The 13,875-nt window shown below is 41.1% G+C and carries 7 protein-coding genes; 5 read left to right on the forward strand and 2 right to left on the reverse strand.

The features are described 5' to 3' along the window. Positions 1–4 precede the first annotated feature (4 nt). The 4 genes from V7K98_RS18225 (at position 5) to V7K98_RS18240 (ending at position 11,927) form a co-directional block, all read left to right on the forward strand. Positions 5–3,103 (forward strand): esterase-like activity of phytase family protein, encoded by a 3,099-nt coding sequence (locus tag V7K98_RS18225; protein ID WP_442940423.1) that lies wholly within the window; start codon positions 5–7, stop codon positions 3,101–3,103. Positions 3,104–3,392: 289 nt separating this feature from the next. Further along, the gene (locus V7K98_RS18230; RefSeq protein ID WP_335024255.1) at positions 3,393–6,128 is read left to right on the forward strand and encodes a beta-propeller fold lactonase family protein; all 2,736 of its coding nucleotides are present in this window, start codon (positions 3,393–3,395) and stop codon (positions 6,126–6,128) included. Between the two features lie 1,148 nt (positions 6,129–7,276). Beyond that, on the forward strand, positions 7,277–10,285 hold the full coding sequence (locus tag V7K98_RS18235) for a peptidase domain-containing ABC transporter (protein ID WP_335024257.1): 3,009 nt from the start codon (positions 7,277–7,279) through the stop codon (positions 10,283–10,285). A 58-nt stretch (positions 10,286–10,343) separates the two neighbouring features. Beyond that, positions 10,344–11,927 (forward strand): HlyD family efflux transporter periplasmic adaptor subunit, encoded by a 1,584-nt coding sequence (locus V7K98_RS18240; RefSeq protein WP_335024259.1) that lies wholly within the window; start codon positions 10,344–10,346, stop codon positions 11,925–11,927. 267 nt (positions 11,928–12,194) lie between these two features. Here V7K98_RS18240 and purQ read toward each other — a convergent pair whose 3' ends face one another. Further along, on the reverse strand, positions 12,195–12,869 hold the full coding sequence (gene purQ / locus V7K98_RS18245; protein WP_335024261.1) for a phosphoribosylformylglycinamidine synthase subunit PurQ: 675 nt from the start codon (positions 12,867–12,869) through the stop codon (positions 12,195–12,197). Between the two features lie 142 nt (positions 12,870–13,011). Continuing rightward, positions 13,012–13,290, reverse strand: coding sequence for a phosphoribosylformylglycinamidine synthase subunit PurS (gene purS, locus V7K98_RS18250; protein ID WP_094332891.1), 279 nt, complete (start codon positions 13,288–13,290; stop codon positions 13,012–13,014). A 143-nt stretch (positions 13,291–13,433) separates the two neighbouring features. Here purS and V7K98_RS18255 point away from each other — a divergent pair, with 143 nt between their 5' ends. Then, complete coding sequence (locus tag V7K98_RS18255; protein ID WP_335024263.1) at positions 13,434–13,838, forward strand: Fur family transcriptional regulator; 405 nt, start codon at positions 13,434–13,436, stop codon at positions 13,836–13,838. The last annotated feature ends 37 nt before the right edge of the window (positions 13,839–13,875 follow it).

Below are 13,875 nucleotides of genomic sequence, written 5' to 3' on the forward strand. Positions count from 1 at the left end.
AATTATGGCAATTGAGTTAGTCGGCTTTGCTTCTTTACCTGCTGATACCTATGGTGATGGGCCAGTTTCTGGTGAGGAAATTTCAGCTAACGGCAGAACTGGGCCTTTTCCAGGACAGCCAATACAGGGATTTAGTGGTGTACAGTTTGGTGACAATAACTCTTTGTACTTCCTATCAGATAATGGTTACGGGAGCAAAGATAATAGTGAAGACTTTCTATTGCGTATCCATCGACTAGACCCAAGTTTTAAGGGAACAGAAAATGGAGATAGCACTGTTAAAGTTTTAGACTACATTCAACTATCCGATCCCAATAACAAGATTCCTTTCCAAATAGTTAATGAAGGAACTACCGATAGATTATTGACTGGTGCAGACTTAGATGTAGAGTCATTCGTCTTTGATAAAGACGGGACAATCTGGGTTGGAGATGAGTTCGGCCCTTACCTGCTGCATTTTGATGCCACTGGTAATTTATTAGAGGCTCCCATTGCTACACCTGACAAATTTAAGACTCTAGATGGAGAAGCACCTAAAGTCATTGGTCATAGAGGTGCAAGTGGCTATCGTCCAGAACATACCTTAGAGTCTTATAAGCAAGCAATTGAGCGAGGCGCTGACTTTATTGAGCCTGACTTAGTAGTTACAAAAGATGGTGTGCTAATTGCTCGCCATGAGCCTGCTTTAGCGGTTTTGAATGCCGATGGTACTGTCAATTTCAGTAACACAACTACAGATGTTTACAAACATCCAGAGTTTGCCGATCGCAAGAAAACAGTAAGTTTAGATGGAAACACAATTACAGGTTGGTTTGCAGAAGACTTCACCTTAGCTGAAATCAAGACTTTACGCGCCGAAGAACGTCTACCTTTCCGGGATCATTCCTTTGACGATCAATTTGAAATTCCTACTCTTACAGAAATCATCGATTTGGTTAAGCAAGTAGAAGCCGACACAGGTAAAAAGATTGGCATCTACCCTGAAACTAAGCATCCAACCTATTCGGCCAGTGAAGCCACTTATGTAGGCACTACCGACAAAATAAACAGAAACATCAGTCAGTTATTAATTGATACGCTCAAAGCAAATAACTTCACTGACCCAAGTCGTATTTTCATCCAATCCTTTGAAGTGAACAACCTCAAAGAACTGCATGATACCATCATGCCTGCGGCAGGGGTTGATATTCCACTAATTCAATTGCTAGATGCCAGTGACATTGATATCAACGGTAAGATCATCGAAAGTCAGCCTTATGATTTGAAAGTCAGTGGTGACACTCGCACCTACGGCGACTTGCGAACTCCCGAAGGCTTGGCTGAGGTTGCCACTTATGCTGATGGCATTGGCCCTTGGAAGCGAATGATTGTTAGCGTTAAAGGTACTGATGCTAATGGCGATGGCAAAGCCGATGATGTCAATGGAGATGGAGTAGTCAATGATGCTGATAAAACAACATTACCTCCTTCAACCTTAATTCAAGATGCTCACAATGCTGGTTTACAGGTTCACCCCTATACCTTCCGTGCGGAAGATCAGTATTTAGCAGCAGATTACAAAGGTAAGCTAGAACTAGAAATTCAGCAGTTCTATCAATTAGGGGTAGATGCACTCTTCTCAGATTTCCCAGATATTGCGGATAAAGTACGCGATCAACTTAGAGATGATCCTCAGTATAATGTGGTGCGATCGCCACAAAATCCTGATGTCCTTTCAGGAGACGCTTTTGCTAACTTAGGTAGCTCTAAAGGTTTTGAAGGTGGAGCAATCAACGCCAGCAAAACCAAACTCTATATGCTGCTAGAGGGTACAGTTCAAGGCGATGCGGCTGGCGCTTTGCGGATTAATGAATTTGACCTTGCCAGCCACAAATACACTGACAATACACTTTACTACAAGCTGGACAATCCTTCAAATTCGATCGGCGATCTAGCAGTTATTAATGATAATGAATACCTGGTGATTGAGCGGGATAATGGTCAAGGAGCTTCTGCTAAATTCAAGAAGATTTTCAAAATAGACCTGTCGAAAACAGATGCTAATGGCTATGTAGCCAAAGAAGAAGTTGCAGACTTGTTAAATATCCAAGATCCTAACGACCTCAATGGGGATGGTAAAACAACCTTTGATTTCCCATTTGTAACCATTGAAAACGTTTTAGTTGTTGACAAAAACACCATTTTGGTAGCTAATGACAACAACTATCCCTTCTCAACCGGTCGTCCTGGGAATGATCCTCAAAATCCAGTTATCGACAATAACGAAATCATTCTTCTTAAGTTAGACAAGCCCCTCAACCTTGCTCCTGGTTTAGGTCAACCCCAAACTGAAGAAATTAAGTTTGGCTCCACTACCAGCGATGATATTACAGTGCAGCCAAATCAAACTTTATTCACCGGTGATGGAGCAGACTTTGTAGAAGGTAGTACAGGTAACACAATCCAAACTGGCAACGGGGATGACACGGTGCTTGTGGGTAGTGACTCTTCGATATCCACAGGAGACGGTAACGATCAAATCTTAATTGGCGTAAATGGCCCTGCTAACAACACTACTGCTGATGGTGGTGCTGGTAATGACGAAGTTACTGTAGTTGAAGCCAGTGGTAGCAATAATTTGTTCGGAGGCGCAGGTGCTGATACTCTGACAGTAGTTGAAGGTTCACGTCAATTATCCTTCGGTGGTTCAGGTAACGATACACTCAAGAGTAACGGCAGCAATAACCGTCTCTATGGTGGTTCTGGAGATGACAAACTCTTCTCTAACGTCAATGACTCACTATTTGGTGGCGATGGTGATGATGTTCTATTCGCTGGAAAAGAGGGTGGTAATCGCCTGAGTGGTGGTGCTGGTGCTGACCAATTCTGGATTGCCAATGCTAGCTTGCCAACTAGCAAGAATATTGTTACCGACTTCATGGTTGGCATTGATAAAATCGGGCTTGGTGGTATTGGCGTAACTAAATTTAGTGCCCTAACACTATTGCAACAAGGTAGTGATACTCTGGTGAAAATTGGGAACACTGAGTTGGCTTCATTATTGGGAATTACATCAACTAGTCTTACAGCAAATGATTTTGTTTTCTCTGCTAGTGTGGTTTAGCCCAAAGTTCAAAATTAATTAACACTGTAGCTATTTTGCTAATGCGGGGGAGTGATACTCCCTCGTTTTTATTAATAAGAATAGCAACAAAAAAGAGAACATTTTATAAAAGTTATATAGGAATCATATTTGATTTCTGAAAAAGACTACGAGATAATACGGATGTGTATATAGGAATCCGATTTGAATTTTGAAAAAATCTAAGTAATCGTAAATTTACTGAAGGCAAATATTTGTTTTATCTCATACATTAGGGCGGACAAATAGTAAGTATTAATTAAGTAGGATTATGGCAAATCAAATTCTAGATTTCATAGAATTTCAAAAAAATGGCATAAATGGTATTGATGGGCTTGGTAGTATCGACTCCATCACCGTCAGTCCTGACGGCAAATTTCTATATACATCTGGATATGATGACTCGGCTGTGGCGGTGTTTGAGCGCGATGAAAAAACAGGGGAGTTGAGTTTTGTAGAAGTTAAAAAAGATGATACAAATGGCGTTGATGGACTCGCTGGTGCTGAATACGTCACGATCAGTCCCGATGGCAAATACCTCTATGCTGCTGGATATGATGACTCGGCGATCGCAGTGTTTGAACGCGATGAAAAAACAGGGGAGTTGAGTTTTGTAGAAGTTAAAAAAGATGATACAAATGGCGTTGATGGACTCGCTGGTGCTACCTCCATAACTGTCAGTCCCGATGGCAAATTTCTATATGCATCTGGATATGATGACTCGGCTGTGGCGGTATTTGAACGCGATGAGAAAACAGGGGAGTTGAGTTTTGTAGAAGTTAAAAAAGATGATACAAATGGCGTTGATGGACTCGCTGGTGCTGCCTTTGTAACTGTCAGTCCCGATGGCAAATACCTTTATGCTGCTGGATCTGTTGATTCAGCGATCGCAGTGTTTGAGCGCGATGAAAAAACAGGCGAGTTGAGTTTTGTAGAAGTTGAAAAAGATAATACAAATGGCGTTAATGGGCTTGCTGGTGTCACTTCTTTAGCTCTCAGTCCCGATGGCAAATACCTCTATGCTGCTGGATATGATGACTCGGCGATCGCAGTGTTTGAGCGCGATGAAAAAACAGGCAAGTTGAGTTTTGTAGAAGTTGAAAAAGATAATACAAATGGTGTTGATGGCCTTGATAAAGTCTACTCTATTACCGTCAGTCCCGACGGCAAATACCTCTATGCTGCTGGATATGGTGAATCGGCGGTGGCGCTGTTTGAGCGCGATGAAAAAACAGGCAAGTTGAGTTTTGTAGAAGTTAAAAAAGATAATACAGATGGCGTTGATGGGCTTGGTGGTGCCACTTATGTAACTCTCAGCCCCGACGGAAAATATCTCTATGCTGCTGGATATGATGACTCGGCAGTGGTGGTGTTTATCAATCATGCGCCACAGGTGGCAAATGAAATTCAGGATCAAGAAGCCACTGAAGATAGTGTCTTCAACTTTACTGTCCCATCTGATACCTTCACTGATGCAGACGTTGCAGATATCCTGACTTACACTGCAACTAGAGAAAACGATGATCCTCTGCCAAGTGGGTTGGATTTCAATCCTACTACTCTTACCTTCAGTGGCACTCCTGACAATAATGATGTAGGTAGTATAAACATCAAAGTTACCGCTAAAGATATTGCTGGAAATACAGCCAGTGATGTATTTAAAATCACAATCAAAAATACCAATGATGCTCCAGTGTTGTCCAAGGCGATCGCTGATCAAGAAGCCACTGAAGATAGTGTCTTCAACTTCACCGTCCCAGTTGATACCTTCAGTGATGAGGATGTTAAGGATATCCTGACTTACACTGCAACTCTAGAAAATGATGATTTACTACCCACTTGGTTGAACTTCGATTCGACTACTCTTACCTTTAGTGGCACTCCTAAAAATAAGGATGTGGGTAGTTTAAACATCAAAGTCACCGCCAAAGATATTGCTGGAGATAAAGCCAGTGATGTGTTTAAACTTGCGATCGCTGACGCGACTACTAGTATTCAGTCGATTACCCTGTTCACAATAATTACAGGCGATATCTTTAGTGTTAAAACTAAGCTGAACAAAAAAGGTGATAAAGGAAAACTCTCAATCAAGATAAAAACCAACACCTCCTTACAGGTGAACGAACTGTGTGTATTTGCTGTTGATGATGAAGAAGGTAAAATTAACGGTATAGCCCCTGGTACAGAAGGTTATACGAAAGTAGCTCTAGAGCGCTCAAGGGTGATTTTATCCTCCATTGCCAAGTTGCCCAAGGGTTTTAAAAACGAAGACCTGAAAAATATCTTAGAATTCGAGTCTGGTACGAAACTCAGATTCTATTTGGTTTCTAACAGTACTACTCAGGCTGTGCTGTCTGGAAAAACTTCTTTCTCAAGTGTCGTTTTTTCCTCGGCTACAAATAACAACACAGAAGAGGAAGGGTTTTCTCTCAAATTCCAGAATTTGGTTGTGACGCTTCAAGCAACAGAAGAAGAGGTATCTTTAGGTACTGGTTTGCAAGGCAAATCTCAAGGTGAACTGATTGATTTACGAAGTGTGACACAATTAGTAACAGCTGAGTTTGTAGTCAACAGAGAAGCGTCTTACAACAACTTTGTGGGCTTCTATCAGGTGGCTGATGAAAATGGTGGTATCGACACTAATGGCGATGGCAAAGCAGATATTCTCGTTGGGCAGACTGGTTATGCTGAAGCTGCTGTGCGTGGGCGGGTTGCAGGTATTGACTTGGCGGTGGACAACCAAGGTACAGCAAATTACACTGGCACTTTCGGGGCTGATTCTTTGTTTGCACCATTTATTATTGTGGATGGTAAACCCGATGCTATTCTCAATGGCAAGCAAAATAAGAATGTTTACTTCTCATTCTTGGGTGCGAACTCAGATAAAGTAGATCACATCCGACTCTTGGGAAATAACACCTTTGGTTTTGAGGATCTACCAAATGGTGGTGACAAAGATTATAACGATGTGATTGTGCAGGTAAAATTGAGTGTCAATGCTGCCTAATTTGAACCTCGCATTGACGTAAAGTCACGCGATTCCTGCTTCATAGATCCCTGCCTAAATTGCTCCAGATATTACAGCACTTCCGGCTATTATGCAATACAGTTTTCCTCTTACCCCTGTCCTATCATAGCTTTCAGCTTTGAGGATGTACCTCATAGCCGCCAGAAGTGCTGTATGGGTTCTCCACAGGCGTTTTGATGAGTCTCCGACGCACAAATATTTATTTCGAGATGCGTATATCGGTTCTCAGTCGAGTGAGGTACACCCGTAGGGGCACGGCAGTGCCGTGCCCTTACACTTCACGATTAATCTTGTACCGCATCTGAATGGGAACTGCTATAGCGCATATTTAATACGTCCAAGATCAATCCCCTGTCTTAAAAAGTTTTGCTGCCTGTTACCCAGACTATCTATGGGGTTACTCACAACTGGGCACTCAGCACTCCTGAACTCATTAATTAAACCAGTGAATTTACTGAAGGCAGTTATTGTCTTTACTTCATAAATTTAATAGTTGATTCCTCTCGGCTGACAAAAAATCTTCGCCTTTACTTTTCAAGTTGATTTTATTAAATTAAGCTACCAAGAAAGTAATAGAGGATTTTTTCATAAATAGGGCATGGTGTTGTTTAGCAAGGAAAGCTCACTGTTTATTGCCATAACTGATATTGTCAATCCCTGTATTTAAGAATTTGTAAAAAATAATTCAGAAAATTAAAGTTTTCTTTATTACATAATTCTTAATTAGGGTATTTACTTAGAAAAGCATCTGTGATATTTTCATATTGATTATCATAAATCAAAATATGCGAGGCTAAATTTAATCACCACCTATATATCTTGCATATTTGCAATATTGAATATTGATTTTAAGTTTGTATAAATTATGTAGCTTGAACCAAGTGATATCTTGTACTCAATCTATTAAGTCTATGATTTATTTTGAAAAACCCATAAAAATCTTAACCGTGCGATCTAAAAACACGTCTGAAATTAGACAATCTTTCCCTATGTGATTTTACATGTTTAGACACTTTAATTTCAAATAAGCCTTGCAATACTGCCATGAAATCAAACACTGCCACTGTTAGCAAAAGAGATACTTCCTCATATTTTCGATTTAATTCCTCACTTTTACTTGTTTTACTATGACTTATATTAAGAACACTTTTCTCGAATTTATCACTACTCTAGAAGGGTTTGATTGCTTACCCGATGGGGCGATCGCTAATCTATCAGACCAATTGCAAGCTTGGCGCTATCGCATAGGTCAAAAAATCATCGGTAAGGAAAGTATCCCGGAACGCATCACTATCATTTATGAGGGACAAGTGCGCCTCTTGGGATACGATCCCCAGACGCAAATGCCAATTACTCTAAAATTGCTGCAACCTGGCGAAATTATCGGCGAAATTGGTTTGTTGCGGGATGTCGCCTGTGAAACTGCGATCGCTTCCACTGAAGTAGTATGTTTAACCTTGAGTGCATCGGCATATTTTAGTTTTCTCGCTTTATACCCAGCTTTTGCCGAAGCCCGCAATAACCGTAGTTATTTGGTGGAAGTTTTTGATATTCTCAGTTCCTATTGGAACCAGCAAGCGATCGCTACCTTAAATCTTAGGGAACTCACAGAAAAAGCCTTACTACAAGCAAAAATCCATTACTTACCTCTAGGAAAAACTCCATTCAACCAACTGGATAGCGAAAGAGTCTGGTTTGTAAGTGGCGGTGGTACAGTCACAAATTTATCACCTGGCGATCGCCTAGAATCAGACGATGACAGAGACAAGATTCAGGTTATCGGTCAAAATCCCGCCCGGTTGGTTGGGATACATCCGTCAGATTTGATATTAGAAGATAGTCATGAAATAGTGCTTGCGGTAAATAACACCCAATTAGATACCCAAGATGAAGATGAATTAGATATCCCTTACGCATCAAACGAAATAGTTCCTCACACAGTCCCCGATACCTCACAGAGTTCGTCAAAACAAAAATATCCATTTTTTAGCGGCAAGGGAGAATTAAATACAGCCTTCGCCTGTTTCCAAATGGTCGCCAAGCACCTAGAAATGCCATTTCGTCGTGAAGTGGTTCGTCGCATCTTAACTGAACAAGTCAAACGTCAGGGAGTTATATCGTTTCAAGTTACTGCTTACCTGGCAGAATTAATCGGACTGAAGGCGCAATTAGTAGAAATACCAGTCGCTTCAATTACACGCACTCCAACACCAGCATTGATTCGCTATGGTGACAATTTTGCAGTTTTATACGCAGCAGATTCAAACACTGTGGTTGTGGGTGTCCCATCTAAAGGAATTGTGCGCTGTAAACCGGCACAATTAATTGAACAATTAGATATTGATCCAACCAACTTTCCGCCCCAAGCTAGAGTATTACTGCTCACTGCTACTAATCAAACACCTCAAGAACGCTTTAGTTTACGGTGGTTTTTGCCCTATTTGTCAAAGCACCGTCGAGTGTTGATAGAGGTATTTATAGCTTCCTTTTTCGTACAGTTGGCAGCGTTGGCAAATCCTCTGGTCGTTCAGTTAATTATCGACAAAGTTATCACTCAAAATAGCATTGGAACCCTACATATTTTGGGGATTTTACTATTAGTAGTCGGTATATTTGAAGCGGTATTGACTACCTTAAGAACCTACTTATTTGTTGATACCACGAACCGGATTGATATGGGTTTGGGGTCACAAATTATCGACCACTTACTACGTCTACCCCTGCGCTACTTTGAACGCCGACCGGTGGGTGAACTTTCGACTCGCATCAACGAATTAGAAAATATTCGCCAATTCTTGACTGGTACTGCCTTAACAGTGGGGTTAGATGCTCTGTTTTCGGTGGTTTATATCGGTGTAATGCTGATTTATAGTTGGCTACTTACCTTAGTAGCCCTAAGCACAATTCCCATTTTTATCGTCATTACCTTAATTGCTTCTCCTACCATTAGTAGACAGTTACGTGCCAAAGCCGAACGCAACGCCGAAACTCAATCTTATTTAGTGGAGGTAATGTCAGGAATTCAAACCGTAAAGGCACAAAACATTGAATTGCGATCGCGCTTTTCTTGGCAAGAGCGTTATGCTCGGTTTGTCGCCGCCGGTTTTAAAACAGTTGTAACTTCTACCCTCGCTAACTCTACCAGCAGCTTTCTCAACAAACTCAGTAGCTTACTAGTTTTGTGGGTAGGAGCTTATTTAGTACTGAAACAAGAATTAACTTTAGGCGAATTAATTGCCTTTAGAATTATATCGGGTTACGTCACTAGCCCAATATTACGTTTAGCTCAACTCTGGCAAAGCTTCCAAGAAACAGCCTTATCCTTAGAACGTTTAAGCGATATTGTCGATACACCACAAGAAGGGGAAACAGATCGCTACAACATACCGTTACCGACGATTAAGGGAGCAGTGAAATATGAAGATGTTTCCTTCCGATTTGGGACGAGTGGCCCTCTGCAACTTTCTAACGTCAACCTCGAATTTGAGGCAGGTAAATTTATCGGCATCGTCGGACAAAGTGGATCTGGTAAAAGTACGATGATGAAATTGCTGCTGAGACTTTATGAAACTGAGTCCGGCAGAATTTTGATTGATGGTTATGATATTGCCAAAGTGGAGCTTTATTCACTGCGACGACAAATTGGCGTAGTTCCCCAAGAAACATTATTGTTTGACGGTAGCGTTCAAGAAAATATTGCTTTAACCAATCCCGATGCGACAACCGAAGAAATTATCGAAGCGGCTCAGGTTGCCTGCGCCCACGAATTTATCATGAACTTACCCAACGGTTACAACACGCGGGTGGGAGAACGGGGTTCTGCACTTTCAGGTGGACAAAGACAAAGAATTGCGATCGCTCGTTCTGTTTTACAACGACCAAAATTATTAGTTTTAGATGAAGCAACCAGTGCCTTAGATTATCCCACAGAACGGCAAATATGTCTGAATTTAGCCAAAAAGTTTAAGGGTGATACAGTATTTTTTATTACCCACCGACTAAACACCGTCAGTAATGCAGACATGATCGTTGTCATGGATAATAGCAGGGTTATAGAACAAGGTAGCCATCAAGAATTAATGGCTACTAAAGGTCATTATTTTTATCTGTATCAGCAACAAGAAGTGAACTTGTAGTTAATTATTGCTTGGGAACAGTGTCCATCCGACAAAAAATCCAAAAACCAAAATCCTTATGACTCAACTTAATGGGAATCACCACAACGGCAATCAGAAAAACGGTAATCAGAAAAATGGAGTCAAGCAAGATTCACCAGTACTTACAAAACAACAGAAAGCTGCTCAACAGTCTTTAATTAACTCAAGTAGTCAGGAATTTGAGCAAGCAATTATTTTGCGCCAATCTCCAATTTGGTCGCGGATAATCATGGTTACTCTTATGGCATTAGCCTGCTTTGGAGTTGGTTGGGCTTATTTTGCAAAAATTGAGCAAGTCGTGGCAGCAACAGGCCAATTAAAGCCACAAGGAACAGTCAAAGATGTTCAGGCTCCGGTTAGTGGAGTGGTAAAAACAGTTAATGTTAAAGATGGACAAGAAGTAAAGCCAGGAGATTTGTTACTGACTTTTGATTCCATCGCTTCTGTTGCCGAATTAAATTCTTTAAATAAAATTCGCGTTGCATTAATTAAAGAAAACCAGATATATCGCCAATTGATGAGTGCAAGTACCGCTAGTGGATCTGAACTTTTATATTTACGCGGTAATTTGCCACAAGAAACTGCTTTTCTGCTAAAAAGTCGGGTAGCTTTAGTAGCAGAAAATGACTTATTACGGACTCAATTAAAAAATTCTGGTCGAGATTCTACTCTAGGAATTGATGAGCAACAACGTCTACAAGTTGCTAAAAAAGAATTAGATTCTCGATCTGCTGCGGCGCAGTTGGAAGTAGAGAAAATCAAAAAACAACTAGCTCAAAATAAATATAAGCTTGAAGATAGCAAAGCAAGTTTAGCTATTCAGCAGGGTATTTTAGAAAAGCTGAAAATATTGGCAGAAGAAGGTGGTATTTCTCAACTTCAGTATCTTAATCAGCAACAAGAAGTCCAAAACCGTACAGCAGAAGTAGCACAACTGGGTGAAGAAGAAAAACGCCTCCAGTTTGATATAGAAAAAGGACAACAAGAGTTAAGCAATACAGTGGCTGTTTCTGATAAAAACATTTGGGATAAGATAGCTGATAACAAACAGCGTATTGCGACAATTGATAGCCAATTCATGAAAGTTATCCTAGATAATGAACAGCGTTTAGCAGATGTCAATAGTAAAATCTCTCAATCACAGTTAAACGTTAAATATCAAGAACTCCGTGCGCCTGTAGCTGGAACAGTTTTCGATATCCAAGCTAAAAACCCTGGATTTGTAGCAACTCCGACTACAAAACTGCTGCAAATCGTCCCAAATGAAAAATATATAGCTGAAGTTTTCATAACTAATAAAGATATCGGTTTTGTGCGAAAAGGTATGAAGGTAGATGTGAGAATTGATTCCTTCCCTTACAGCGAATTTGGCGATATTAAAGGGGAAGTGCTTGGGATAGGCTCAGACGCATTACCACCAGACCAAACACATCAATTTTATAGATTTCCGGCAAAAATATCATTGGATAAACAATCGTTAGTAATTAAGGGGAAAAATGTTACTTTGCAATCGGGTATGTCAATCAGTGCCAACATAAAAGTCCGCGAAGAACGCACTGTGCTTAGTTTATTCACTGAGTTATTTACCAAGCAAATTGATACTCTTAAAGAGGTACGTTAATTTGTTAAATTTGAAACGCAAAGGGGCGCAGAGGTAAGCGCAGAGTCACGCAGAGAGTTTGCTACTAATTAATGAAATAATGAAATATTGTACTAAGCTGTCGTGCATTTAATTTGCACAGCTAGGGCGGGCAAGATGCCCACCCCACAAGAGATTTATTTTTTTGAGGATGCAAATTAAAGTATTTTCAGCTTAAGACTTAATGTGATAGAGCGATCGCTATCTGGAGAATAATCTTCTTCAGAGGGCGATCGCCCGATATTTGCTCTACGCTAATGCGGCTACCTTCTCTACCAAGCCTTGAAACAACCTCAAGCCATCACTATTACCCAGCATGGCATCAGATGCCCTTTCTGGATGCGGCATCATCCCCAACACATTGCCCTGACGATTGCAAATCCCAGCAATATTGTTCAGTGAACCGTTAGGATTCTCGCCTTCATAACGAAATACGACTTGCCCATTATCTTCAATTTCTGCGAGAGTGGCTTCATCAGCGTAGAATCGCCCTTCACCGTGGGCAATGGGCAAAGTGATAACTTCACTACTGGTATAAGCTTGCGTCCATAAGAGATTGGTACGCTCAACTTTCAAGGGGACGCGATCGCAAATAAAATGCAAATCCCGATTTTTGGTTAACACCCCTGGTAAAAGTCCAGCTTCAGTTAATACCTGAAAACCATTGCAAATACCGATGACAAACTTACCTTTTTGAGAGTGTTCCACAACTTGCTGCATCACGGGTGAAAAACGCGCGATCGCACCGCAGCGCAGATAATCCCCGTAACTAAAGCCACCAGGGACGATGACTACATCTAAATCAGTAATGTCTGTTTCTTGATGCCAAACCATGCGAGTTGGTTGTAAGAGCAAATCTCTCGTTACATAAGCAACATCGCGATCGCAATTAGAACCCGGAAAAACAACAACACCAAATTTCATGATTGAGGAAAGGGGAGTGGGGAGTAGGGAGTAGGGAGTAGGGAGTGAGGGAGTGAGGGAGTGAGGGAGCAGGGGGAGCCGGGGGAGAAAGAATAAATAACTAATGCCCAATGCCCAATGCCCCATCCCCCATTCCCAATTCCTAAAATACCCCAGTTTGGGTTTCGACCTCAATTAACTCAAAGCGGTAATTTTCAATTACGGTATTTGCCAGCATTTGGTCACAAATGCGATCGAGGTCTTGACGAGCCTTCTTTTCTTCAGTCGAGGTGATGGTGAGTTCAATGTACTTGCCAATCCGCACCTGTTCAACGTTATCGTATCCCAGTTGCTGAAGACCAGATTGTACGGCCACACCAGCAGGGTCTAAGACTGAAGGACGAAGGGTCACAAAAATTTTGGCTAGGTACTTGGTTTGCACGGCTTTTGCTGAATGCTGCGATCGCTATACTATAACTTTCTGTTCCAACTGAGTGAAAATAAGATTACGAAGCGGTTAAAGTTAATTGATCGATTAACCCATCTAACAGCTTCAACTACAGTGGCATATTTAAATAATTGTCTATGAGAGCTATACGCACCCGCAGTCAAGAGCGTATTTTCAACCTACTGAAAACCATCAAAAAAGGTATTTCCGCCCAGGATATTTACGTAGAATTACGTAACACCACTCAGAGTATGGGTTTAGCAACAGTTTACCGCTCTTTAGAAGCCTTAAAACTCGAAGGCATGGTACAAGTGCGGAATTTAGCTAATGGTGAAGCCCTTTACAGCCTAGCCCAGCAAGATAAACATCACCTTACTTGCTTACAATGCGGTGTCTCAATTCCGATTCATCAATGCCCCGTCCATGACTTAGAAGACCAGTTAGAATCCAGTCATAAGTTTAAAGTTTTTTACCACACTCTAGAGTTTTTTGGTTTGTGCAGCCAATGCCAGGTAAATCAAGCTAGTGGGATTGGTCAATAATCATACCAATTCTATGAGGGGAATAAAGCGTGTTTTA

The organism is Nostoc sp. (genome assembly GCF_036917435.1).
Taxonomy (GTDB): Bacteria; Cyanobacteriota; Cyanobacteriia; order Cyanobacteriales; family Nostocaceae; genus Nostoc.